At 57.7% G+C, this 26,498-nt stretch carries 17 protein-coding genes; 8 read left to right on the forward strand and 9 right to left on the reverse strand.

The window, feature by feature from the left end; genetic code table 11:
• Positions 1-152 precede the first annotated feature (152 nt).
• Positions 153-2,174, reverse strand: coding sequence for a DNA helicase Rep (gene rep / locus PZBJ_RS19030; RefSeq protein WP_101763778.1), 2,022 nt, complete (start codon positions 2,172-2,174; stop codon positions 153-155).
• Positions 2,175-2,246: 72 nt separating this feature from the next.
• On the opposite strand from rep, the gene ppiC reads away from it, so the two are divergent.
• Complete coding sequence (ppiC, locus tag PZBJ_RS19035) at positions 2,247-2,528, forward strand: peptidylprolyl isomerase PpiC (protein WP_008105734.1); 282 nt, start codon at positions 2,247-2,249, stop codon at positions 2,526-2,528.
• On the opposite strand, the gene PZBJ_RS19040 is transcribed toward ppiC, so the two are convergent.
• Both PZBJ_RS19040 and pdeH read right to left on the reverse strand, forming a co-directional pair.
• On the reverse strand, positions 2,529-4,589 hold the full coding sequence (locus PZBJ_RS19040; protein WP_101763779.1) for an AsmA family protein: 2,061 nt from the start codon (positions 4,587-4,589) through the stop codon (positions 2,529-2,531).
• A 61-nt stretch (positions 4,590-4,650) separates the two neighbouring features.
• Entirely contained in the window at positions 4,651-5,424 is a 774-nt protein-coding gene (gene pdeH, locus PZBJ_RS19045; RefSeq protein ID WP_101763780.1) for a cyclic-guanylate-specific phosphodiesterase, read from the reverse strand.
• A gap of 282 nt (positions 5,425-5,706) precedes the next feature.
• Here pdeH and kdgK point away from each other — a divergent pair, with 282 nt between their 5' ends.
• Both kdgK and PZBJ_RS19055 read left to right on the forward strand, forming a co-directional pair.
• On the forward strand, positions 5,707-6,636 hold the full coding sequence (kdgK, locus tag PZBJ_RS19050; RefSeq protein ID WP_101763781.1) for a 2-dehydro-3-deoxygluconokinase: 930 nt from the start codon (positions 5,707-5,709) through the stop codon (positions 6,634-6,636).
• Positions 6,637-7,034: 398 nt separating this feature from the next.
• The gene (locus tag PZBJ_RS19055) at positions 7,035-7,907 is read left to right on the forward strand and encodes an alpha/beta hydrolase (RefSeq protein WP_101763782.1); all 873 of its coding nucleotides are present in this window, start codon (positions 7,035-7,037) and stop codon (positions 7,905-7,907) included.
• A gap of 3 nt (positions 7,908-7,910) precedes the next feature.
• Here the strand turns inward: PZBJ_RS19055 and PZBJ_RS19060 are convergent, their stop codons facing one another.
• The 6 genes from PZBJ_RS19060 to bcsE all read right to left on the reverse strand — a co-directional run bounded on the left by PZBJ_RS19060 (position 7,911) and on the right by bcsE (position 17,086).
• On the reverse strand, positions 7,911-9,419 hold the full coding sequence (locus PZBJ_RS19060; protein WP_101763783.1) for a M16 family metallopeptidase: 1,509 nt from the start codon (positions 9,417-9,419) through the stop codon (positions 7,911-7,913).
• 245 nt (positions 9,420-9,664) lie between these two features.
• Complete coding sequence (locus PZBJ_RS19070) at positions 9,665-10,945, reverse strand: dicarboxylate/amino acid:cation symporter (RefSeq protein ID WP_101763784.1); 1,281 nt, start codon at positions 10,943-10,945, stop codon at positions 9,665-9,667.
• Between the two features lie 228 nt (positions 10,946-11,173).
• The gene (hmsP, locus tag PZBJ_RS19075; protein WP_206098225.1) at positions 11,174-13,186 is read right to left on the reverse strand and encodes a biofilm formation regulator HmsP; all 2,013 of its coding nucleotides are present in this window, start codon (positions 13,184-13,186) and stop codon (positions 11,174-11,176) included.
• A gap of 540 nt (positions 13,187-13,726) precedes the next feature.
• Positions 13,727-15,358, reverse strand: coding sequence for a cellulose biosynthesis protein BcsG (gene bcsG / locus PZBJ_RS19080; RefSeq protein WP_101763785.1), 1,632 nt, complete (start codon positions 15,356-15,358; stop codon positions 13,727-13,729).
• The gene (locus PZBJ_RS19085; RefSeq protein WP_101763786.1) at positions 15,351-15,539 is read right to left on the reverse strand and encodes a cellulose biosynthesis protein BcsF; all 189 of its coding nucleotides are present in this window, start codon (positions 15,537-15,539) and stop codon (positions 15,351-15,353) included. Before PZBJ_RS19085 ends, bcsG begins: the two co-directional genes overlap by 8 nt.
• Positions 15,536-17,086 (reverse strand): cellulose biosynthesis protein BcsE, encoded by a 1,551-nt coding sequence (bcsE, locus tag PZBJ_RS19090; protein ID WP_101763787.1) that lies wholly within the window; start codon positions 17,084-17,086, stop codon positions 15,536-15,538. The genes PZBJ_RS19085 and bcsE overlap by 4 nt, the downstream gene beginning before the upstream one ends.
• 195 nt (positions 17,087-17,281) lie before the next feature.
• Between bcsE and bcsR the strand changes: the two genes are divergently transcribed.
• From bcsR to bcsC, 5 genes are read left to right on the forward strand one after another with little or no spacing between them, the layout of a single operon-like run.
• Positions 17,282-17,476, forward strand: coding sequence for a cellulose biosynthesis protein BcsR (gene bcsR / locus PZBJ_RS19095; RefSeq protein ID WP_101763788.1), 195 nt, complete (start codon positions 17,282-17,284; stop codon positions 17,474-17,476).
• Complete coding sequence (gene bcsQ, locus PZBJ_RS19100; RefSeq protein WP_101763789.1) at positions 17,476-18,207, forward strand: cellulose biosynthesis protein BcsQ; 732 nt, start codon at positions 17,476-17,478, stop codon at positions 18,205-18,207. Before bcsR ends, bcsQ begins: the two co-directional genes overlap by 1 nt.
• Entirely contained in the window at positions 18,204-20,807 is a 2,604-nt protein-coding gene (gene bcsA, locus PZBJ_RS19105) for a UDP-forming cellulose synthase catalytic subunit (RefSeq protein WP_101763790.1), read from the forward strand. The genes bcsQ and bcsA overlap by 4 nt, the downstream gene beginning before the upstream one ends.
• A gap of 15 nt (positions 20,808-20,822) precedes the next feature.
• Positions 20,823-23,108: a cellulose biosynthesis cyclic di-GMP-binding regulatory protein BcsB gene (gene bcsB / locus PZBJ_RS19110; RefSeq protein WP_101763791.1), complete on the forward strand. Its 2,286-nt coding sequence runs from the start codon at positions 20,823-20,825 to the stop codon at positions 23,106-23,108.
• Positions 23,101-26,490 carry a cellulose synthase complex outer membrane protein BcsC gene (gene bcsC / locus PZBJ_RS19115; protein WP_101763792.1) on the forward strand — a complete coding sequence of 1,130 codons (3,390 nt, stop codon included), beginning with the start codon at positions 23,101-23,103 and terminating at the stop codon, positions 26,488-26,490. The genes bcsB and bcsC overlap by 8 nt, the downstream gene beginning before the upstream one ends.
• The last annotated feature ends 8 nt before the right edge of the window (positions 26,491-26,498 follow it).

Here is a 26,498-nt window from a genome sequence, read left to right on the forward strand (position 1 = left end):
TTGCGCTGGCTGTCCTCCATCCCGACCTTCCCCCGCCCGCGGGGGAAGGAGATGCTGCCACAGGCTGCTTCAACACTTACATTTTGCAGCATCTTCCTCCCCCATTCATGGGGGAGGACCGAGGAGGGGGACTGCGAGCACGGACCGGGAACTCAACCCTTCTTCGCATTCTCCAGCATCGCTCTCAATCCAGCGACGCGCGTCTGCCCGGTCTTCACGCGCTCTTCGGCGCTCACCACTTTTTTCTCGCGCTCCCACACCACATCGTCCTGCGGCAACTCCAGCAGGAAGCGACTCGGTTCCGGGCGCATCAGCTCGCCATACTGGCGGCGTTCCCGGCACAGCGTAAAGGTCAGCTCTTTCTGCGCTCGCGTAATCCCCACGTAAGCCAGACGCCGCTCTTCCTCGATGTTGTTCTCATCGATGCTGCTCTGGTGCGGCAATAACCCCTCTTCCATGCCAACCAGATAGACATACGGGAACTCCAGCCCTTTTGAGGCGTGCAACGTCATCAGCTGCACCTGATCGAGCTCCTCGTCGCTTTCACCGCGCTCCATCATGTCGCGCAGCGTAAAGCGCGTCACCACCTGCGCCAGCGTCATCGGCTCGTTCAGCTCATCGCCTTCCAGCATCTCGGTCATCCACTGGAACAGCAGGTTAACGTTCTTCATGCGCATCTCAGCGGCTTTCGGGCTGGGCGAGGTTTCAAACAGCCAGCTTTCGTAGTCGATGCAGCGAATCAGGTCGCGCACCGCATTCACTGGCTCGCGTTCGGTCAGCTGGACGATTTCACTCAGCCAGTGCGTAAAGCGCTGCAGATGCTCCAGCCCGCGCCCGCTCAGCGTTTGCTCCAGCCCCATATCGAAGCTGGCGTTGTACAGACTTTTATTGCGCAGGTTGGCCCATTCGCCCAGCTTCTGCAGCGTTGCCGGACCAATCTCCCGGCGCGGCGTATTCACGATACGCAGAAACGCGCTGTCATCTTCCTGATTGGTCAGCACGCGCAGATAAGCCAGCAAATCTTTGATTTCCGGACGTGAAAAGAACGACGTGCCGCCCGAGATACGATACGGAATACGGTTCTGCATCAGCTGCTTCTCGAACACGCGCGACTGATGATTGCCGCGATAAAGAATGGCGTAATCTTTGTAGGCGGTTTTGTTGATGAAGTGATGCGCGATCAATTCACCCGCTACGCGTTCCGCTTCGTGGTCTTCGTTATTCGCGCTCAGCACCTTCAGCTCGCTGCCCTGCCCCAATTCTGAGAACAGGCGCTTTTCAAATACGTGTGGATTATTGGCGATAAGGATGTTGGCCGATTTCAGGATGCGCTGCGTCGAGCGATAATTTTGCTCCAGCTTCACCACTTCCAGCGCCGGGAAATCCTGCTGCAGCAGCACCAGGTTTTGCGGACGCGCGCCGCGCCACGAGTAAATCGACTGATCGTCATCGCCCACCACGGTAAAGCGCGCACGCGCACCCACCAGCAGCTTCACCAGCTCATATTGGCTGGTATTGGTGTCCTGATACTCATCCACCAGCAGATAGCGAATGCGCTGCTGCCAGCGCTCGCGCACTTCCTGATTGCGCTGCAGCAGCAGCGTGGGCAGCGCGATTAAGTCGTCGAAATCCAGCACGTTGCAGGATTTCAGGTGTTGGTCATACAGCTGATAACAGTGAGCAAAAATCTGGTCACGCTGCGATTGCGCCAAACCCGCTGCGCCCTGCGGATCGACCAGATCGTTCTTCCAGTTGGAGATGGTGGAAATCAGCTGCTGTAACAGCGTCTTGTCCTCTTCCAGCCACTGTTTGGTCAGGTCTTTAAGCAAGGCCAGCTGATCCTGATCGTCGAACAGCGAGAAGCTGGCTTTCATTCCCAGCGCCTTGTATTCGCGTTTAATGATCTCCAGTCCCAGCGTATGAAAGGTGGAAATCATCAGGCCGCGTGCCTCTTTACGCCCCAACGTCTGCGCCACGCGCTCTTTCATCTCGCGCGAGGCTTTATTGGTAAAGGTTACGGCGGCGATATGGCGCGCCTGATAGCCACATTCGCGGATCAGGTGGGCGATTTTGTTGGTGATCACGCGGGTTTTACCCGAGCCAGCACCGGCCAGCACCAGACAAGGACCGGTGACAAATTCGACAGCTCGTTGTTGGCCGGGGTTTAAACGCATAACGGAATTCGCTCAGTTGAATCAAAAGAAAGGAGGTTATAATGGCCGGATTATACACATTAGGACTTCATCATGGCGAAAACCGCGGCGGCTTTACATATCCTCGTGAAAGAGGAAGCGCAGGCCAAATCCCTGCTGGCGCAACTTGAGAAAGGGGCGAACTTCCAGCAGCTGGCAAAGAAACACTCTACCTGCCCATCCGGACGCAACGGCGGTGATTTGGGTGAGTTCCGTAAAGGACAAATGGTACCGGCATTTGATAAGGCGGTCTTCTCCTGTCCGCTGCTACAGCCTTACGGACCGGTGAAAACCGCCTTTGGTTACCACATCATCAAAGTGCTGTGGCGTAACTGATCACTTCTGATTCTTCATCTGCTGCAGCACATTACTGCACTGATTGTCGTCAGTATCGCTAGGCGAAATCAGTGCGATCAACGCGGCGGCGGGAGCAACCACCGCCCCGAGCGCCACCGCTGCGGCACCGCGTGCAATCAGCGGTCCGGCTTTCACCCCGGCATCCGGATTTTTAAAGGTGCCGCGCACATACAGCGGCGAACGCAGCGTGATGATGCGAATCCCTTTACTCTCCGGATTGATCGACAAGTCCATGCGTTCATTCGCGAAATTAACGTTGCCGGTCACGTTGATCACCGCGTTCTCGGTATCCAGCAGGAACAGTTTCGGCGTCGCTAAGCCCTGACGAATATTCATATCGGTCGCCGCGCAGTTGATCTTCACTTCATCATCGCCGAACAGCTTACCCACCACATAGTTACCGACGTTTAGTCCGGCAATCTCCATCAGGCTGCGGCTGATCAGGCCATCATTCATCAGTAGCTTCAGTTCGCCATTGCTGGTGCCGAGCAGATCCGCCACCGAATTGCCGGTGCCGCTCAGCGAGGCATCGCCGTTGAGCTGGCCCAAACTGTTCTGCATCGCCGTAACATCCGGGAACAGCTGACGCAGACGCAGCTTACGCGCGTGCAAATCGGCGCGTCCGCGCATCGGGCTGCGATCGCCTTCCAGATGAATGGTGGAGTTAATGCTGCCGCCGGCCATACCGAAGCGCAGCGGATCGAGCAACAGGTCGCCGTTTTTCAGCTGCAGATGCGTATAGAGCTCGCTGAGCGGCAGCTTGCTGCTGTGTTCAATGCGCTTGCCGCTGAACTTCACATCCGCGTCCATCACGTCCCAGCTCTTGGTATCAAACTTGTCGTGTGGCAACACGCGGTCGGCGGGCTGCGATGAGGCTTCGCCGCGCTGCGCTTTGGCCTGCTGCGTTTTCTCGCTGCCTTTGCCGGAGTTGACGCCAATCAGCGGCCCCAAATCTTCCATCCGCAGCTGGTTCGAGGTCAATTCACCGGTCAGCGTTGGACGCGGTTTGCCCTGACGATAGGTGAGCGAGCCGTGAATATCGCTGTCGCCGATGTGGCCGTTAAACTTCTCGTAGCGGAATAGCGGCCCTTTCGCCTCATTGAAACGCGCAATCAAATGGCCGTCAGTTTCATAGGGCGGCGTATCGGGCAGCAGCACGCCGGTCAGGCCATACAGATTGGCCAGCGTATCGCCCGCGAAGCGCAGACGCACATCAAGTCCGCCAAGATTGAGCGGATCCTGCAAGGTACCGTCAATACGTACACGCGTGGTGCCATTACGCACATCCACCTGCAGCGGGAACGGCGTGGTTTTACTGCGCAGCGATAGCATGCCGCCAATTTTGCCGTCGCCATCCAGCTTCTGATTGTTGTAGGTGCCGTTCGCCTGCCAGCCAAAGACAAAATCACCCGCGCCTTTCTGCTGATCGTCACCGCCCGCCACCTGGGCGTACGGCACCGGTTTGCCCAGCGGATTGATGGTCACTGTGACATCGGCTTTATTGACGGCGTCGCGATAGCGCACTTGTCCCTGATCGAACAGGATGTTGTCGAGGCGGAAGGACCAGGCAGAAGGCGCGGCGTTAGCATCGCTGTTCTGGCTGCTGGCGAGATCAAAGGTCCAGTTATTCTTTTTGTCTGCGGTTTGCACCAGCCGCGCATCCGGCTTTTGCATCTTGATCCACGGCAGGTAGATCTGCTGATGCAGCAGCGCCAGCGGCGCAATGGTGGCTTCAACCCGCTGCAGATGCACCATGGTGACATCAGGAATAGAGGGCGGATTGCCGAGCATCACATCATCGGCATGCACCTGCGGCCACGGCACCCAGCTGCGCCAGCCAGGTTCTTCACGGTTGCGAACCCAGGCCACGCCGAGATCGCCGCGAATCGCGAAAGGTCGGTTCAGTTCGGCTGAAACTTTTTGATTAATCGTTGGTTTCAAGCGGTTCCAGTCAAAGGTGGCGATGAGCACCACAATCACTACAACCAATAACAAAAAAATCCCGAACACCCAGCTCAGGATCTTTCGAGTACGTGACATATTGCTTCCTCCTTGCCCTTCCACGTCTGACTAAGGATAGTCGAGACGCCGCGGAACGGGATCAGGGAAGCTCAAGAGCCATACGTTCCAGCTCGCTAAACGGCACCGGGCGCGAGAAGAAGTAGCCCTGCGCCGCCATCGCTGGCGAGCTACGCACCTGTTGCCACTCCTCTTCGGTTTCCACGCCTTCAACGATGACGCCGTTGCAGTAACGGTTAATCAACGCCAGCAGCATCGAGAACATCGAGCGGCCTTCATCGCTGGCGCGCAGCAGCATAAACAGCTCGCGCGAGAGTTTGATGTAGTCGTAACGCAGCTCGGTCAGCGCGGAGAAGTTCGCCATGCCAGAGCCAAAATCATCCAGCCACAGCGGCCCGAGTTCCGGCATCTTCGCCACCATCTCTTCCTGTGGCAGCGCATGATGCTCCGTTAGCTCGAAGCGCACCCACGGCAGCTGCGCAATCAGCGTGCGAATCGACTCATGCTTCTCAATCTCCATCAGCGTTGGACCGTCGATATTAACCGACGCCACCAGCTGACGCTGATTGAAAAACGCTGACCATGTTATCAGCAGCTCGAGTTGTTCCTGGACGACACCAAGCCGCTGCGCGATAGTCAGTGCTTCAAAATAGTCTTCGGGCGACAGCCTTTTTTCTGGCGCGGAGGGATGGGTAACCGCCGTCAGTAATTCAATAGCCAGCATGCGGCCTGAGACCTGGTAAATCGGCTGGAAAGTATAGAATCGTTGGCACTGTTGCCAGAAGAGACGCGTTTCCTGTTGTTGCTCCAATTCATTTGAAACAGGCAGCCGATGACTCAAATTCTTCATCACCATGGTTTTTTCCTGGTTGGTGTTGAGTGCCTGCAAATAGCATCTCAGCGGCAAGTATCGGCGATCGCCGGGATAACTTTATCAATCTCGTTAGTCCCATGAAGAGTTGAGTGTAACAGCGTGCTTCGCACTTAATCGGCAAAACAAAACGCGCTTTGGCCGCTAAATCACCGTGGCGCAGGCGGTTTGCTGCCTTAAGTTAAATCAAAACATCGTTTTAAAAACCATTGACGACTGCCATACCAGACGCGAGACTAAGGCAGAATTCACTACAGGCTGAAGACCATGACGCAGAAGAAAATCGCTATTATTGGCGAATGCATGATTGAGCTGTCCGAGAAAGGTGAGAACATCAAACGCGGTTTTGGCGGCGATACGCTGAACACGGCGGTGTATCTGGCGCGTCAGTCAGATAAACAGCTGCGTGTCGATTATGTCACCGCACTCGGCACCGACAGTTTCAGTGACCAGATGATCGCCGCCTGGCAGCAGGAAAATGTCGAAACCGCGCTGGTTCAGCGCCTCGACAATAAAATGCCGGGTTTGTATTTCATCGAAACCGACGACCACGGCGAGCGGACCTTCTGGTACTGGCGCAACGACGCCGCCGCCCGTTTCTGGCTGGACAGCGCGCAAGCGGACGCGATTTGCCAGCAGCTGGCGCACTATGATTATCTCTATTTGAGCGGCATCAGCCTGGCGATTCTGCCTGCGACCAGTCGCGAAAAACTGATGACGCTGCTTAGCGCCTGTCGTCAGAACGGTGGCAAGGTGATTTTCGATAACAACTATCGTCCGCGTCTGTGGGCCGATAAAGCCAGCGCTCAGCAGGCGTATGCCGAGATGCTGCGTCATACCGACATGGCATTTCTGACGCTCGACGACGAAGATTTGCTGTGGGGCGAGCAGCCGCTGGATGCGGTGATTGCTCGCACACGCGCTGCGGGCGTGCAGGAAATTGCCATCAAACGCGGTGCGGACTCCTGTCTGGTGGCGGTTGGCGATGAGCCGCTGCGCGAGGTCGCCGCCATCAAGCTGGCGAAAGAGAAAGTGATCGATACCACCGCGGCTGGCGACTCCTTCAGCGCTGGTTATCTGGCGGTGCGTTTAGCCGGAGGAAGCGCCGAAGATGCCGCCGCACGCGGTCATCTCACCGCCAGCACGGTGATCCAGTATCGCGGGGCGATTATCCCGCTCAGCGCGATGCCGAAATGACTTAACCACCTGCACCAACCGTAGCGGCGCAATTGATTGCGCGATGAATCGCGCCGCTACAAATCTCTGCGCCATTCATTACCTGTGCTAACCAACCCGCCCGCGCAGTTTGCCTTAACGCAGCATTTTTCCCTGCCAATTTCCGCTAACGACCTGACTCATCCACTTCTGTAACAAAAACGGTATTACTTCTTCACTCGCGCTAATCAGATCGATTTAAATTCAATGTGTTATGGCAGGAAATCTGGCCGCCAGGCATAGTCCGAAACTGGCGAAATCGGCGGTTTTCGGCTGGACGCCAGCAGCAAAAAAGACCATGTTTTAATCAACAACAGCAGGACGCTGTTACTCCGGCCGCGAAAAAAATAACGACAACATGACTCGCTCAGGACTGACTTATGCACACAGAAATCATCAATATCTGGCCACACGGTGATGCGCCAGGCGCGAGCGATTCGCGCGCTCAGCCGCAGATCGTCGATCTCGCCAAAGAGTATGAACCTTATGACCGCGCCGCCACCGGCGTGCGCTGCCCGGAAATTGCCATCTGGCATCCGGAAACCTCGAACGGCATCACGCTGCTGGTCGCGCCGGGCGGCGGTTATCAGCGGGTATTGATCGACCGCGAAGGCAGCGCGCTTGCCACTTTCTTCACGTCAATGGGCTACACGCTGGCGGTGATGACGTATCGCCTGCCGTATGACGGTCACCATGAAGGTCCAGACGCGCCGCTGGCCGATGCGCAGCGTGCGGTGCGCGTGCTGCGTGAACGTGCGCAGCGCGGGCTGAACGGCAAATATATCGTGATGATGGGCTTCTCGGCGGGTGGACACGTTGCCGCCAGCCTCGGCACCCGCTTTGGCGAGAAACTCTATCCGGTGCAGGATCAAGCCGACAGCTTCACACCGCGCCCGGATGCGATGGTGCTGCTCTATCCGGTGATCAGCATGCGTGAAGGTCTGGCGCATGAAGGTGCACGCACCCGCTTGCTCGGCGCATGGCCGGATCAGAAGATGGTTGATGCTTATTCGCTGGAGACGCGCGTACACGCACACACGCCACCGACGCTGCTGATTCACGCGTCCGATGATGAATCGGTTTCGGTGAACAACAGCATGGTGTTCTTCAGCGCGCTGCGTGAGCATAAAGTGCCGGTGGAGATTCACTTCTACCAGAAAGGCGGCCACGGATTTGGTATCCGTGGCGTGGCAGATTTACCGCTCGCCAGTTGGCCGATGCTGGTAACCGAATGGCTACGTGCTAAGACCTAATGTTTAGGATGATGGCGCGGTCTGATCCGCCGCGCCTGCGCTGTTATCCGGTTTCACTTCTTCCGGGCTCGCGGGTACCGCTGGCGGTTCGGGTAGCTTCATCACTTTATCCCAGCTTTCCTGCAGCATCTTCACGTTGGTCTCAGCTTCACCCTGCGGCTGAATCAGCACCATGGTCAGCTCCTGCGACAGTTGCTGGCGCAGTTCCTGATTTAGCTGGTCGCGCGTCATCTCGCTGAGGAAGGTTTGACGCAGCTTCTGATACTGCTCAGGCGCAATGTCCACCACCGCGTTTTGCTGCGAGCGCAGACGCTGGCCCATCAGAATATCGGTGTCGGTGCGGGCGTATGTGGCAAACAGCTTGTTAAGCTCCAGCAGCTTCTGCGCCATCAGCGCATCAAACTCCTCCTGCGGTAACCCTTTGTCGCGCACCGCCGCCAGCTCTTTCGCCACCTGATTCATATTCTGCGGCAAAGAGGCATTCGGGCTGTCCATGTTGATCGAGCACTGCGCACGTTGATAGAGCACGCGGCAATCGAAGCCAACCTGCACGCTTTGCGCTTTGCTGTCAGCCAGCGCGCGCTGCACATGCCAGAACAGCGCTTCACGCGCTAAATCGCTCTGCCAGTAGCGCTGCAAATTTTGCGAATCACGAATCGGCTGCCATGCGGTGTCCCACACCAGCGACAGGCGATCCTGATTCATGCCGCCATTCACCAGATTCACCGGCTGATGCGGCAGCGGTGACAGCGTCGGTAGCGCGGCAGGTGCGACACGCTTACCTTTCAGCGGCGCAAAAGCTTTGTTGATCTGCTCCGCCATGCTGCGGCTATCGACGTTACCTACCACGTACAGCGTCATGCCGTCGGGCGTGTACCACTGCTGATAGAAGCTGTTGAGCTGTGCGATATCCACCGGCGCGCGCGGTTGCTCGCCGGGATCGTGCGCCAGCATCGCCGAGCCTTTCAGGCGATAGCGCCACCACACATCCTGCGTATTGGCAGGCCAGGTGGCAATCGGATCGGTCGCCATTAATGCGGTAGAAACCACCTGCTCATTAATCGTCATTTTCCCGGCGGTCGCCGCCAGCCAGCTGAGCGCTTCTTTCAGCAGATCAGGGCGGTTGTTCGGCAAGCTCAGGTTGTATTGGGTGTAATCGTACGACGAAATAGCGGGTGGCAGCGGACGTTGCGGATCCATGGCTTGCTGCCACAGCGCACGTTGCTGATTGGTGTCCAGCGTGGCGTTATGCACCATCGCTAAACGCGGTAAAAGATGGCTATAGCCGGTTTGTTGCGCACTCTCCACCAGCGAACCGGTGTTAACAATCAGGCGCAGCTCAATACGATCGCTTGGACGTTGTGGTGTGGTTAGCAGCTGCCAGCTAAAACCATTGTCCAGTTTGCCTTCCTGCCAGGCGGGATCGGGTTGGAGCGTCTCGGCGTGCACGCCAAAACCGGACGCTGCCAGTAGCAATCCGCCAACCAAAAGCCGAATTCTGGTGCCCTGCATGTGAACCCCTACTCAAACAGATCAACGCTCGTTAGCGCGGCATGTTCGGTCACATCTGGGGTGACCGGCGCGGCATTGTGCCGCCACGTTTATTTAATAACAGACTCTTTGACCACGAGAAGGTCAGGATGTCGCGCAACGAGGCAAAAAATCGGGAAAAAAATCAATGGGGTTTATTATGCAAATGCCCGCTGTCAGGGCAAGCGACAGCGGGCATTTCTCGGCAAATTAACGCAAATAGCAGGTTATGCGGCGGTTTCTGGTGCGTTATTCACCTTTTTCCCGGCAGAAAGCGTCGCATTCAATTGTTTCTCATCCAGCTGGCCGACCCACTTCGCCACCACGATGGTCGCCACGCCGTTGCCCACCAGATTGGTCAGCGCACGCGCTTCGGACATAAAGCGGTCGATACCGAGAATCAGCGCCAGACCCGCAACCGGTAAATGTCCCACCGCTGACAAGGTCGCCGCCAGCACGATAAAGCCACTGCCGGTTACACCCGCTGCGCCTTTCGAGGAGAGCAGCAGCACCACTAACAGCGTGATTTGGTGGAACACATCCATATGCGCGTTGGTCGCCTGAGCGATAAACACCGCCGCCATGGTGAGGTAAATCGAGGTGCCATCCAGGTTGAAGGAGTAGCCGGTTGGAATCACCAGCCCCACCACCGATTTCTTACAGCCCAGCTTCTCCATCTTATCCAGCATGCGCGGCAGCGCAGACTCGGAAGATGACGTGCCCAGCACAATCAGCAGCTCTTCTTTGATGTAGGCGACAAATTTAAAGATGTTGAAGCCAGCGAAGCGTGCAATCAGCCCCAACACCACCACCACGAACAGCACGCAGGTGATATAGAAGCAGATGATCAGCTGCCCCAACTGCACCAGCGAACCGACGCCATATTTACCGATGGTGAAGGCCATCGCGCCGAAGGCACCGATTGGCGCGAGACGCATAATCATGTTGATCACGCCGAAGATCACTTTTGAGAAGCTCTCAATGACGTTGAACATCACGGTGCCGGCGCTGCCCAGGCGATGCAGGGCGAAGCCGAACAGGATAGCGAACAGCAGCACTTGCAGAATGTTGCCGCTGGCAAAGGCACCAATGACGCTATTCGGGATCACATCCAGCAGGAAGGCGACCACACCTTGCTGCTCCGCCTGCTGCGCGTAAACCGCGACTGCTTTAGCATCCAGCGTGGCTGGATCAACGTTCATGCCCACGCCAGGCTGCACCACGTTAACCACCACCAAACCGATGATCAGCGCGATGGTGCTGACCACTTCAAAGTACAGCAGCGCCACTGCGCCCGTACGTCCAACGGCTTTCATGCTCTCCATGCCGGCAATACCGGTCACCACCGTACAGAAAATCACGGGGGCGATGATCATCTTGATCAACTTAACGAAACCATCGCCAAGCGGCTTCATTTGCGCGCCTAACTCAGGATAGAAGTGGCCTAACAGGACGCCGATGCCGATGGCAACCAGTACCTGAAAATAGAGGCTTTTTAAGATTTTCATAACAGGTGTCCAGTAAGACGGTTCGCACCGCCATTGTTGTGGAGAACGCATGCGGCAAGCCGCCAGAAGCGTAAAACCTTACCGATGGCGAGGAAAATAACACCCTGTTAACAAGATTAATATCCCCTACTATTCCTTACAAAAGTTACAAAACTCTAACTATGAACTGAAACGCTTCAGCACAGCGCTTCGCTGCATTTTTATAAGGAAAATCAATAACCAAGGTGATTATTCAGGGAGTTGCGAGCTGTTGAGCCAGCGTTGATTAAAGACGTGGAGCGGCAGCGCTTCTGCGTATAAGTAGCCTTGCCCTATAGTAATTCCGCGCGCCAGCAACCAATCGCGCTGCTCGGCGGTTTCCACACCTTCGGCGATGACGTCGAGGTGAATAATGTCGGCAATCGCCGCCACGATGCGCACCATGGTGTCGTCATCCGGCAGCGCGGCGACGAAGCTGCGATCCATTTTCAGCTTATTTACCGGCAGCGCTTTGAACTGATGCAGATAGTTGAGGTTGGAGTAGCCCATTCCGAAATCATCGAGCGCTACCGCCACGCCGGTTTGCTGCAGCAAGCGCAGCAGCGCAATCGCCTGTTCGGCATCGCCAATCTGCGCGGTTTCGGTGATTTCCAATACGAAGTTGCCCGGCGCGATGCGATGGCGCTCCAGCAAGCCCTGCAAATGGCTGACCATGCTGGCATCACGCAGCTGCACCGCCGAGATATTGACGCTGAGCGGGATGTTAATGCCCTGCTTCTGCCAGCCGGCCAGAATGCGGCAGGCTTCTTCAAACACCCAGCGGCCAATGGCCGAGATCACGCCAATCTCTTCGGCGCTGGCAATAAACTCTTCCGATAATCCGTAGCTGCCATCCGGCATGCGCATGCGCAGCAGCGCTTCGGCACCGGCCAGCTCGCCGGTTTCCATATTGATTTGTGGCTGGAGATAGAGGGCAAACTGCTCGTCCTGCAGACCTTGCAAGATGTCGTGTTCCTGCGTTAAACGCTTTTGCGCGCGCTCGGTGAGCGCCGGATCGAAGAACAGAATCTGGTTTTTGCCCTGATGCCGCGCCGACATCATCGCCGAGGTGGCGCGATCGAGCTGTTCGCTGGCCGAGATGCTGCTCTCTTCGTGCAGCGCCAGGCCAATGCTGGCGTTCGGACGCAGCTGCAGCTGTTGCAGGTTCACCGGCTGATTAATGCGAATCATCAGGTTGCGCGCCAGACGCATGGCGCGGAACGGATTGTGCGCGCGCTTCATCAGCAAGGCGAAGTCGCTGGGCCCGGTTTGCGCCAGCAGTGAGTGATCGTCAACGGTGCTGCGAATCTTCTCCACCAGCGTCAGCATCAGCGTATCGCGCTGCTCATCGCTCAGCACGCCGTTGGCTTCCTGCAGCGTTTCAATGCGAATCACCATCAAGCCCCACGCCTGACGATTGTGGCGATGGCTGATGTGCTGTTCGAGCAGCGCAAGGAACAGCGCGCGATTGGGCAGATCCGTAACGGCAAAATGCGTGGTCATGCGGCTCATTTCGTCGTGAATCGACTCCAGCACCTGCTGATTGCGGTTGTAGCTGCGGATCAACATGCCGATTTCATCATCGCGATGATTATTCGGCAGCTTCATTTTGTGGGTCAGAATCGCCTGCGGCGGCAGCTCCTGTAAATCACGCGAAAGATCGCGCAGCGGATGCACAATCAAGCGGTTGATACACCAGCTAATGGCGATCGAGAGAATCAGCGCCAGCAGCAGATAGGTGGTGATCATGGTGGATAACGTGCTGAGCAGGAACTGATAGACGCGGGAGGAATCAGCCTGTAGCACCAGATAGGCAATCGGCTTCGGCAAACCGGAACGCTCCACGGAATAGAGCGGCAGCGTGATTTGTACCGGCAGCTCAAACAGGCGTGCGACCCAGCGCGGCACCGGTTTTTCCGGCGCAAAATCGGCGTGCAGCGCCTGGAAGGCATTTGGCAACACCACATCGGCGCGCGATAAAATACCGGCCGGTTTCAGGGTATTAAGGATGCGTTCGGCTTGCGGTATATCGGCTTTGAGCACCGCTTCGGAGAGTGGCTGACGCACGGTGTGCGCCACATTTTCCATTTGCTGGGCGTAGTCAATCCTGCGCTGCTGCACAAAGTGAAAGAGCTGGATGACAATAAAGATGCAGATGGTCACCATCGCCACGGCGGAAACCGTCGCCATCTGCTTTATCGTTAGAGAACGACTGACGCGCAACAAAACTTCTCCAGGCCACCAAAGGCGTGTAATGAGATGAAATTCGCAGCGAGTATATCCCAGGTCACGCGTTTTTTTCGCCGGGATAAAGGCGAAAAATAAGCAAGTTTGGTTATTTATGAAGTGATTCGGAATTATGCAGGTTTTGACGCGCATTCAAGCGCGCCTGGCCGTCATGGATGACAACCCCATGAGATTTGTAGCGATTGCGAGTGAATAATACGCGTTAATGCTGCAGCGCGGGTGTTGAGGCGACATCCCGAGCCGCTGAGCGAATGAGGGATTCCAGGGCGAGCCGCATGGATGCGGCGAGAGGTGGCGCTGAGCAGGAGCGAATCGCCACCGGTCCGTCAGGAATCGTGAATGAGTGAAGGCACCGCGAAGCGGCGGGTTGGGCTGGCGCAAGGCCCGGGAGTGCAGAGGGCGCGGCCAGGCGTCCTCTGCTCGGTCGCCGCACGTAGGTGCTGCAACTGCCTCAGCACATGGCGAACGAAAGTCGCTCCGCGCTTAACTGAGCGGCATCACACCATTAATGGCGCCCTACTGCGGATACGGCACCCAATCGCCGCCGTTCAGGCGGATCCACGGTTTACCCTGATACATCATCACCACCGCGTTATCGTTCTCAGACACCACCGGCGTCTGCGGCAAATTATCGGTCAGCACCGACATATTAACGTTCGGCGCGTTAAATACCTGGCCATCCACCACGCGCGACACGATTTCCGAGATCGCCATCAGGCTGGTTGGCCTCTCCACGCTAAGCGGCTGGCCCTGATGCGGTGCTTTCATGCCAACAAACTTAATGCCGACCGGCACATGGGTGATATCCGGACTGGGGATATCACGCAATCCTGACATCTGCATCTTGTCGCCCTGCAGCGCCGCGCCGTGTTCCGGCACCACCAGCACCATCACGCGACGGCCCGACTTCTCCAGATTGGTCAGGAAGGCATCGAGCTGATCAAACAGCACTTTGGCGCGCGGCTGCCAGTCTGCGCTGCGCGTACTGCCCAACTCGCGCGTACCGTCATGCAGCGGAATCAGGTTATAGAAGGTCGCGGAGCGCGCATCGCTGCTCTTGGTGCGATCGTCGAGCCAGCGCTGCATCAGCTGCGCATCATTAAATACCGGCGAGCCATCAAATGACGTCACCTCCGGCGAGATGCCCGCCTGCGACATCAGCGGCGCCTGCAGATTGCCCTCTTCGCGTAGCTCTTTGAGATAGTTACCAAACACGCCGGTGTGATCCATCATCAATTGCTGCTTAAAGCCCAGCTTCGCCAGATTATCAAACAGATAGCAACGCTGATCGGTGGCTTTGTACAGATCGCTGTGCGAGCTCTGGCCGCAGCTGGCGCGCAGCAGACGAATCCCCGCCGGGCCGCTGTAACCGGTAGCAGAGTTGTAGTTGTTAAGCAGAATATCGAAGTGCTGCCACAGCGGATGATTACGCAGCTGCGCGACGTTCAAATCCGACCACGACAGCGAACAGATGTTGATCACCAGAATATCGAACGGCTGCGAATCAGCTGGCAAGGCGTCCGGGAAATGGGTCGCACGCTGGCGCTCGGCATCGTAAAAACGGTTGAGCCACGCGGTGAGGTTGGCGCTGGTTGGCGGCGCGGATTGATCGAGGCCATCTGGCGCTTTCGCCGCTGGCGTATCGTTGAGCTTCACCGTCGGCGTGGCGGCACTGTTCGGCAGTAAATTCATTGCCGGTCCGGCGATCGTCAGCACGTTGAGCCAGATCAGCATCAGCGACACCAGCACGGTGACGCGAATCCACTGCGCGATAAACAGATACAGCACCAGCAGTACAAAGCCCGCGCCAATCATCTCCCAGTTGATAAAGCGATTGGCAAGATCGAGCAGATAGCTGGGCGAGAAACCTGCCAGCTGGCTGCCCTGGCTCATAATCGAATTGAGTCCCGGCAGCCAGGTATCGTGCCAGAACAGCGCCACGCCAATCGGCAGCGAAATCCACTGACGCAAGCGATGCAGCCGCACGCCCGGCAGCGGGAACAGCAGCCACGCCAGAAACACCAGATTACTTAGCGCGTGAAAATTAAGGTAGCCGTACCACAGCAGCGCAAATTTGATCAGGAAGTAAAAGTTCCAGCCGCCGAGGCCTCGCCACCACGAACCGTGCATCGTAAATCTGTTATTCATGTTTATCCGTTTTATGGGTTTTGCGTTGCCACTGTCCTTCTGATCTCAATGCGCGCGTCGGCAGCAAACGCAGCAGCGGATTAGAGCCGCTACGCGCTCGTCCGCGCCCAAACAGTGATGTCAGGAACAGCAAAATCAGTAACAGCAGGATCGCCACCTGCACCCAATCCATCAGCGTCATTGGTGGCTTACTCCGTCGAGGTTGAGGGTAATCGGCTGCGGCGTTTGTGCCCCGCGCTCAGGCGCGGCGGTTTGCGTGCTGACTGGCGCAGCGGCCAGCGGCGTGGCCTGCCGGTCGCGCTGTGCCACCGGCGTCAGCTGACGAATTTTGTCCGCCTCCGACACGATCTGATTGTCTTCAAACCAGACGATACGATTGCTAAACAGCTCGTCGTGCGGCAGCGAGAAGATCGACTTCAGCGCGATATCCAAATCATTGAATCGGCATGAAGAGAGGAACAGATAGATGCGGTCGTTCACCAGCGTCACCAAATCGCCGAAGCGGCGCGGTTTACACAGCGTCAGAATCTGTTCAGGTTTCAGCTGCGGCACCGCGCGCAGCGCCACCATCAAGCCTTTGTCATTTTCCGGCAGCAGCGTGTTGGTCATCAGCTGCTGCACCGCCGCGCAAAATGCGTCCAGCGGTAGATAGCCTTTCTGCTGCAGCGGCTGCAGCGCCTGCATCAGGGTATTGAGATTGGCAGGCACATGGCGCGAGAACTGCTGCCCCTGAACCCCTTCCAGCGTGGTAAGAAAGCGCGACAGGCTGGCCGCGGTCGGCACAATGGCATTCAGGCCGCAGGCCAGCAGCAAACGCTCATCACTGTAGCGTAGCGTGGTACTGATTTCGCGCACCACAATCTTAAGCGCGCTACCGCGTGAGCGCCGCAAACTATGGACCATCGTTGCTAAAGAATTAATGTCTTGATTATGAACCAGAGTAAAGATGACCGTGGCGGCATTCGCCTGCTGCGCACGCGAGAACACGCTTTCATTATCGCTAAACAATTGCCACTGCGCTGAAAGCGGCGGCGCGCCTTCCAGCACACCTTCCTGCGCAAGGAATTGATTTTCATCATTGCGGCTTAAGGGAATATTTTGTTCCGCTTGATTAACGGCAATAAATTGATTATCGACATAACTCAAACGGATAGCGCGGTCGGCCAGTAATTTATCTGCCGCATACCACCAGTTAATTCGATAATGCCAACTGTCCTGCTGAAACTCCAAATGTGCGAGACCATCAAGCTGGCGAAAATAACCTTGCAGATGATTACGCAGGTGAATTATTGACGTACCGGAGGTGATCATTAACAACGTAATTTGTTTTTTAGATAACAAACGGCGCATGCGCTTAAGCCAGAAGGTTAACTCATCGGGCGATAATTTTCCCCACAGCGCGGCATTACTATAAAAAATCACCAGGCCACTGCGACTATTAAGCACACGGGAAAAATCACTTTCCAGCTGCTTTAGGCTGCGTTTATTAGCCGGCAGTGAAAATAACGGCATACGCGCTGGACCGCCGATGGGATCGGGCGTCAAAAGCGCCTGCGGTTTCTCATCCGCACTGATGAGCGTAGCCGCCTTTTGTTGGCTAACTACCTGACGCAGCAGCGTTCGCGCATCTTCCTGACGCTGGCTGGTAATCCAGTAAAACCCCGGATTCTGCAGAGTATTTAATTCCTGCTGAATCTGCTGCAGGCCAAGCGCATAATGTTTTTTCATATTTGATTCGCGATCGATACAATCCAGGCTAGTTTAATCGAGACAGCCGCAATTGGAACGGGTGAAATAAAAAATAGCGTATTAGCGCAAATCATATTGATCTGTGGATAGCATTTGTCTTTACTTCAGGTTTAAACTTTACAAAAAATAAAACCACAATTCATCCGTTGTCGATTTTTTGGTGGCAAAAAAATAATGAAAACAGAGAATGCATTTTCGCTGAATGCGACTAGCAGCGAAGAGCACGATGACATTACAGCCTTAAGTGATGCCTTTTCCCTTAAGGCATTTCGCTACATTGATATTGCCCGCGAAGCGCGACTGAATACCATTATGACGCGCTGGCCATTGCTGCGTGAAATAAGCGCCGCACAGGAGTCAGAACGTTAATGCCTGTTATTGCATTACAAGGATTGCGTGGCGGTTGTGGCGCCACTTCGCTGAGCGCCGCACTCGGCTGGGCGTTTAACGCGCTGCAGCAATCGGTGCTGGTTATCGATTTTTCCCCGGTAAATCAGCTAGCTGCCCATTTTAATATGCCGCTCGACCGCTCTCAGGGCTGGGCGCCCGCGCTGCTCGAACAGCAAGCGTGGCAGCAGTGCGCTCAGCGCTATCAAGCAGGGCTGGATTTTCTGCCGTTTGGCGCACTCACGTCGCAACAGTACGCCAGCATCAGCGCTATCAACGCAGAATTTGCCGCACCGCTGCTACACGCGCTGCCGGTCCTGAAATCGCACTACGACTGGATTATTTTCGACATGCCAGCGGATCTGTTGCCGTGGCAGCGATCCCTGGTTACCGCGGCCGATCGTCTGCTGCAGGTGCTAACGCTGGATGCCAACTGTCAGTTGCGTCTGCATCACGCGCGTTTTCCTGCGCACACGCTGTTTCTGATCAACCAGTTCAACGCCAACAGCCAGCTACAGCAGGATCTGCATCAGCTGTGGATCAGCTCGCTGAAAAAACTGATTCCCCAAGTGATTCACCGCGATGAAGCGCTGGCGGAAGCGCTGATGATGAAACAGCCGGTGGGCGAATATCGGCCGTATGCGCTGGCCAGCGAAGAGATCAACACCCTGGCTAACTGGCTGCTGCTGCATGTGCCGGGAGGCGCGGCGTGAATCCATTACGCTGGCTGCTGATGCCGCAAGCGTGGCAGGCGCTGCAACGCCGCGCTCAGCTGGCGCATCAGCATGGCGCGGGCCGTTTCACCATCGCGCTGCATTTAATGTGGTGCGTACTCGCGTGGTCGCTGTTGCGGCTGGAAACACCGGGATGGCAGCGCATCCTGCAACATCGTCAACGTTACTACCCGCAAATTTCGCCGCTGCGCCCACGTCCGCTTGACCCGCTGCGCTATGCACTGCAAAGCCTGTGGCTGATGCTGGTATTGCCGCTGGATAAACGCACGCGTAAAAGTTTCAGCGTCAAACCGCTGTTCCGCTGGCGCGAGCCGCTCTATCAGTGGCTCGGTGCGCTGCCGGCACGGCTGGAACAAAACCGGTTCGCCCAGCGCAGCGAACAACGTATTCAGGCGCTGCCCGCGTGGTTGCGGCAGCTGCTGTTTATCGTGGCAGCGATTATCGCCAGCCTGCTGGCGCTGCTGTGCATTTCGCAACCCTTCGGCATCGCCACGCAGTTTGTCTTCGTGCTGCTGTTGTGGGGATTGGCGATGCTGGTGCGTCGCGTGCCGGGACGCTTGTCCACCATCATGCTGATCGTGCTATCGCTGACGATTTCCTACCGTTATCTGTGGTGGCGCTACACCGAAACCCTTAACTGGGACGATCCGATCAGCCTGACGTTTGGCTTGCTGCTGATAGGTGCGGAAACCTATGCGTGGGCGGTATTAGTGTTGGGCTATTTCCAGACGCTGTGGCCGCTCAATCGTCAGCCGGTCTCGATGCCGCCGGAAATCACCTCGTGGCCGAGCGTCGATATTCTGGTGCCGACCTACAACGAACCGCTGAGCGTCGTGAAACCAACCCTCTACGCGGCGATGGGCATCGACTGGCCGCAGGACAAGCTCAATATCTACCTGCTGGATGACGGCACGCGCGAAGAGTTTCGCGAGTTTGCCGCCAGCGTCGGCGTCAATTACGTGGTGCGTCCAACCCACGAACACGCCAAAGCGGGTAACATCAACCATGCTTTGAAAGCCGTGTGCCGCAGCGAATATGTCGCCATTTTTGACTGCGATCATGTGCCGACGCGCTCATTCCTGCAGCTGACGATGGGCTGGTTCCTGAAAGATCATCGGCTGGCGATGCTGCAAACGCCGCACCACTTCTTCTCGCCCGATCCGTTTGAACGTAACCTCGGTCGCTTCCGCCAGACGCCTAACGAAGGCTCGCTGTTTTACGGTTTGGTGCAGGATGGCAACGATACCTGGGACGCAGCGTTCTTCTGCGGCTCTTGCGCCATATTGCGCCGAACTGCGCTGGATCAGATCGGCGGCATTGCGGTAGAAACCGTCACCGAAGATGCGCACACCTCGCTGCGTCTGCATCGCCAGGGTTACACCTCGGCGTATATCCGTATTCCGCAGGCTGCGGGTCTGGCCACCGAGAGTTTGTCCGCGCATATCGGCCAGCGTATTCGCTGGGCACGCGGTATGGTGCAGATTTTCCGCCTCGATAACCCGCTGTTCGGCAAAGGGTTAAAGCTGGTGCAGCGCCTGTGTTACGCCAACGCCATGCTGCACTTTCTCGCCGGGATTCCGCGTCTGATCTTCCTGCTGGCACCGCTGGCGTTTCTGCTGTTCCACGCCTACATCATCTACGCGCCCGCGCTGGCGATCGCCATCTACGTGTTGCCGCACATGCTGCACACCAGTTTGACCAACTCGCGCATTCAGGGCCGCTGGCGACATTCGTTCTGGAGCGAAGTGTATGAAACTGTGCTGGCGTGGTACATCGCGCGGCCAACCACGGTGGCGCTGTTTAATCCGCACAAAGGCAAGTTCAACGTTACCGCCAAAGGTGGTTTGGTGGCCGAACGTCATCTCGATTGGGTGATTACCAAGCCGTACATGATGCTGGTGCTGCTGAATATCGCCGGTATCGGCATGGCCTTCTGGCGCATGGCGTACGGTCCGGCCAACGAAATGCTCACCATTTGGGTCAGTTTGGTGTGGGTGATTTACAACATGATTATCCTCGGCGGCGCGGTGGCGGTATCGGTTGAAGCGCGCCAGATCCGCGAAGCGCATCGTGTGGAAATCGCCATGCCTGCCGCCATCGCACGTGAAGATGGACACATGGTGCCGTGCACCCTGCGTGACTATTCCGACGGCGGCGTGGGCGTTGAGCTGCGCGAAGCCGATGCGCTGAAAGAGGACGAAACCGTGTCGCTGCTGCTGCGCCGTGGTCAGCAAGAGTTCAGCTTCCCGTGTCAGGTGCAGCGCGTGTTTGGCCGTCGCGCCGGGATTCGCCTGCATCAACTCACGACGCGCCAACACATTGAATTTATTCAGTGCACCTTCGCTCGCGCCGATACCTGGGCGCTGTGGCAGGACGGCTTCCCGGAAGATAAACCGGTGCAAAGTCTGGCCGACATTATGGTGCTGGGTTTTAAAGGCTATCTGCGTCTGGCCGAGTATGGACCTGCGCCGCTGCGCCGCTTATTCCGTGGCCTCACCGCGTTGGTGAGTTGGCTGGCGACACTGCTACCGCAGCGTATTGACCGCCAGCCTGCGACGATCAAAACCGATTTTACTTAAGTTGATGATATGACCATGACGAAAAAACTGAGTTGGTTCACCGCCCTGCTGCTGGGCTGCGTCTCTGCGGTACAGGCCGCGCCGCTGACTTCTGGCGCCATGACTGCGCCGCAGCCGTTACCGGAGGTGAACGCGCAGGTCGACGTCAACGCGCCGCTGCGTGACAGCCAGCTGGTGTTTAATCAGGTCGCTCCGCCGCCCGGTAGCATGACGCTGCGCGGTACCGAACCAAGCAGCCAGATTGAGTTCGGCGTGCGCAGCGATGAAGTGGTGACGCGCGCGCTGCTGAATCTGAGCTATCGTCCCTCGCCGGCGCTGATTCCGACGCTGTCGCAGCTCAAAGTCTATCTCAACGATGAACTGGTGGGATTGGTGACGGTCACCGCCGAGCAGCTCGGCAAAGAGAACCAAACGCAAATCCCTATCGATCCGCGCTTTATCAGCGACTTCAACCGCGTGCGGCTTGAGCTGGTAGGTCACTATGCCAACGTATGTGAAAACCCGGCCAACAGCACCATCTGGCTGGATATCGGCAAAGCCAGCAAACTCGATTTGACGCTGCAGAAGCTGCCGCTGAAGAACGATCTGTCGCATTTCCCGGAGCCGTTCTTAGATACGCGTGACAGCCGTCCGCTGCAGCTGCCGATGGTCTTCAACGCCCCGCCGAATCTGCTGCAACAGCGTGCGGCCGGGATTCTGGCTTCCTGGTTTGGCAGCAAAGCGCAGTGGCGCGGACAATCTTTCCCGGTGCTGTATAACCAGCTGCCCAAAGAGCAGCATGCGGTGGTGTTTGCCACCAACGATCATCGCCCCGACTTCCTGAAAGATCTGCCGCCAGTGGAGAAACCGACGGTGGAGATGGTGAATCAGCCGGACAATCCGTACGAGAAGATGCTGCTGATCCTCGGCCGTGACGATAATGACCTGCTGACCGCCGTCGAAGGCATTGCGCAAGGCGAGCTGCTGCTGCGCGGCGACAGCTCAACCATCGACAGCGTAAAACGGCTGGCCGCACGCCAGCCGTACGACGCGCCGAACTGGGTGCGCACCGATCGCCGCACCACCTTTGCCGAGCTGACGCAGTATCAAAACCAGCTACAGGGCAACGGTTTGCAGCCGAATCCGATCAGCCTGACGCTGAATCTGCCGCCGGATCTGTTCCTGGTGCGCGCGCGCGGCATCGATATGGATCTGCGCTACCGCTACACCTCGCCGATTCAGCAGGATGGCTCGCGTCTCGCGGTGCACCTCAACAATCAGTTCATGCAGGATTATCCGCTGACGCAGAAAGATAGCGCCGGTCAGCAGCTGATGCGCATCCCGCTGATGCAAGGTTTGCAGGACAGCAATCGCCAGTTGACCATTCCGGCGCTGCGTCTCGGCGTGGTGAATCAGCTGCGTTTTAACTTTGATTACGCCAACACCTTTATTGGCGGTACCGCCGATGGCCGCTGCGAAACCGTCACCGCCGTCGGACATCACGTGGTGATTGACGATACCTCGAGCATCGATTTCTCCGGCTATCGTCACTACATCGAAATGCCGTCGCTGGGCGCGTTCGCCAACGCCGGTTTCCCGTACAGCCGCTACGCCGATCTGGCGCAAACGCTGGTGCTGGTGCCATCCAGGCCGAGCAATGACGAAGTCAGCACGCTGCTGAATGCGCTCGGCAGCATCGGCGCACAAACCGGTTATCCGGCGCTGCGCGTGCAGATGAGCGATGACTGGAGCAAAGCGAAATCGGCGGATGCGGATATGTTGATGATCGGCGGCATTCCACAGGATCTGCAGGACGACACGAAGATCCCGCTGCTGGCCGATGCCGCCCGCAGCTGGATCAGCATGCCTGCACGCAGCAACGCAGCAGCTAACGTACCGATTTCTGACAGTGAACGCGCGGTAGAAAGCCAAACCACCATTAGCTCACGCGGGCCGATGGGCGCGATTGTCGGCTTCCAGTCACCGTTTAACGATCAACGCAGCGTCGTGGCATTGCTGGCCGACAGCCCACGCGGCTGGGAATTGCTGAATAACGCGCTGCTCGACAGCGGCAAACGCGCGGCAGTGTTCGGTACCGCCACGGTGATCCGTGAATCGGGCGTTAACAGCATCCGCGTCGGCGATACCTATTACGTCGGTCACCTGCCGTGGTGGGAACGCCTGTGGAATCTGCTGGCCACCCATCCGGTGTGGCTGGCGATTTGCGCGGTGGTGGTCGTGGTTCTGTTTGCGCTGATGGCGTGGCGTTTAATGCGCATGGTCAGCCGTCGCCGTCTGGCCGAGCTGGATGACGATGAATAAGCTGCAGCTGGGATTGCTGATCAGTAGCACGCTCGGGGTGTTGGCCGGCGCGACTGCCGCCCCGATCGGTCCCCAGGTTTCGCCGGTTGAGTGGCTGCTGATGCAGATTCGTACCGGCGAATCGACCAACAAAATCGATCTGGTACAGCAATCGCTCTATCGACTGGAAAAAATCGATCCTGATAATCCGCAGGTGCTGGCGGCGCAAATCCGCATGGCGCTGCGCCAGGGCGACCAGGCCAAAGCGCAAAAACTGCTGGATGAACTGAAGCGCGTGGCACCGAATGCCGCCGCCACGCGTGAATCAGCAGCCGGATTGCGTCTGGTGACTGCGGAAGGGCGTCAGCAGCTGCAGCAGGCGCGACTGCTGGCCACTGCCGGGCATGTTGTCGAAGCCAAAGCCGCGTGGGACGCGCTGTTCCACGGCGTGTTCCCTGATGTGAATACCGAGCTGGAGTATTGGCGGCTGGTGGCGCGTTTACCCGGCCAGCAGCCACAAGCGTATCAACAGTTGCAGGCGCTGGAACAGCGCTATCCCGGCAACATCGGCGTAGAACTGCAGCTGGCGCGCATGGCGTTTGATAATAATCAGCCGGCCGAAGCCTTCACCCAGTTGCGTCGTCTCGCCAACCGCAACGGCGGGCGCGATGCCGCTTCCGAGCTGTGGCTACAGCAGATCCAGAATCAGCCGGTGAGCGAAAGCAGCGTCGCCAGCCTGCAGCAATATCTGCAAACCTTTACCGAGGGCGATGCCCAGCAGCGCGGTCAGCAAGAGCTGGCGCGTCAGCAACAACTGCTCGCCGATCCGGCGTATCGCCAGCGGATGCGTGGCTTAGCGCTGGTGGATGCCGGTGGCGGCGCCAATGCGATTGCCGCGCTCAATGCCGCGCTAACCGCCAATCCCAACGATGCTGAATTGATGGGCGCGATGGGCCAGGCGCAGGCGCGAGCCAACAATCGCGCCGCCGCCATTCGCTGGCTGGAGAAAGCGATACAGGCCGGTCAGGCCAGCACGCAGATCGGCAAATGGCAGTCGCTGCTGCAAACCAACCGTTACTGGTTGGCGATCAACAACGGTGATGCGGCGCTGAAAAAAGGCGATATCGCCGCGGCGGAAGGCTATTACCGCAGCGCGCAAGGGTTGGATAATCGCGATAGCTGGGCGCTGATTGGCTTGGGTGATGCCGCGCTGGCGCGTAAAAATTCTGCGCAGGCAGAGCGTTATTGGCAGCAGGCGCTGCGCTTAGATCGCAGCAATAGCACGGCGAAACGTCGTCTGCTACAGCTGCGCACCGATGCGCTGATGGCCGAAGCCGATGCGCTGGCGCAGCAAGGCCAATGGCATCAGGCGGCGGAGAAGTATCGCCAGGTAGCGCAGGCGAATCCTGATGATATCTGGCTGGTTTATCGACTGGCTGGCGCGCTGCGCAACGGCGGCGAAGAAACTCAGGGCGCGCAGGTGATGGACGCGATGGTGCGCCAGCATCCACAGGAACCCACAGCGCTGTATGCATCGGCGCTGTGGCTGGCTTCCGGCGACCGCGATGACGCGGCGCTGGCCACCTTGCATCGCCTGCCCGCTGCGCGCTGGGACAGCAACATGCATGAGCTGGCCGATCGTCTCGAGCAGGACAAAGTGTTTACCCGCGCCAGTGATTTACGCACGCGCGGCGATGAAACGGCGGCGATTGCATTACTACAACAGCAACCCGCTTCTATCCGCCGCGATATCACGCTGGCCGATTGGGCGCTGGAGCGCGGCGACGCCCGCAGTGCGCTGGCGAGCTATCAACAGGTGCAGCAGCAAGACCGTAAAAACGGCGATGCGGCGCTGGGTCGTATCGAAGCCTTGATCGCCTTAAAACGCCCTGCTGAAGCGCAACGCGCGTTACAAGCCTTGCCGCCAGGCGTGGCGCAGCAAAGTGTGAACAGCGGTCGGCGCGTGGCGCTCGCCTGGCAGAACAGTGGCGATGCGGTTCGTGCTCAACAGATTTTTGCTGAGCTGAAAACCCGCGCGGCGCAACAGGCCGCGTCACAGGAAAAAGCGTTGGTGTTTCGCGATGCGGCGCGGCTGGAAACGCAGCTGCAACAACCCGCACAAGCGCAGCAGGATTATCAACGGGCGATGGCCGCGAGCGGCATCAGCCCGGAGGTGCCACAGGATAACGATCGTTATACGCAATTAACCCGCAATCAGGCGCAGGATGACTGGCTGAAACGCAGCATCCGCAGCGACGCCGCCGATCTTTATCGCCAGCAGGACACCACGTTCACGCTGGAGCAGGATTACTCGCGCAACAAAGGCAACGGCGGCACATCCGATTTCACCGCCCATACCACCATGATGCAGGCTGAAACGCCGCTGGCCGATGGCCGCAGCTTTGTGCGTGTCGATCATGTGCGGGTTTCAGCCGGCACTTTCTCCACCAGCAACGGCAGCCACAGCGAGCAGTTCGGCAGCTGTAACGATGACAATTCCGGCGGATGCAGCCGCGACTTTACTCAGCGCGATGAAGGCACCGCGCTGGGCGTGGGCTGGCATAACGATATATGGTCGGCTGATTTCGGCACCACGCCGCTCGGCTTCGAGACCCGCAACTGGGTCGGCGGCTTCAGCTGGAAAACCGACGTCAAAGACATTGGCCTGACGTTCACCGCATCACGCCGACCGATCTCCAGCTCGCTGCTGGCGTACGCAGGCGCGCGCGATCCCGCGGCAAACGGCGGCAAAACCTGGGGCGGCGTGGTGGCAACCGGCGGCTCGCTCGGACTGAGTTATGATCAGGGCGGCGCGCATGGCGTGTGGGGCGATATCAGTGCGCATCAACTCAGCGGTGATAACGTGGCGGATAACAGCCGCGAGCGCCTGATGGCGGGCTATTACTACAAGCTGATTAATGAAGATAATCGCCGCGCCACCGTGGGCCTGAACAGCATGCTGTGGCATTACCAGAAGGATCTCAGCGACTACACCTTCGGTCAGGGCGGCTATTACAGCCCGCAGCAATATTTCTCGCTGTCGCTGCCGGTGACCTATCGCCAGCGCACAGAGAACTGGTCGTTTGATCTCGGCGGCTCGGTTTCCTGGTCGCAATCGCATACCGACGGGCAGCAGCGCTATCCGGTCAATCCAGGCTTCACGCTGGCGTCGAATCCCACCTCAGACAGCAGTTCGGGTAGAGGTTTTGGCTACACGCTGCAGGCGCTGGTAGAGCGACGCATTACGCCGCATTGGTCGGTGGGCCTGGCGATGGATATTCAGCAGGCGAAGGATTACACCCCGAGCCACGGCCTGATTTTCATGCGCTACTCGATGTCCGGCTGGAACGGCGACATGGATATGCCGCCACAACCGCTGACGCCGTATGCGGATTTTAAATAGCGGCGAAC

It is taken from the genome of Pantoea endophytica, assembly GCF_002858935.1.
GTDB lineage: Bacteria > Pseudomonadota > Gammaproteobacteria > Enterobacterales > Enterobacteriaceae > Pantoea > Pantoea leporis.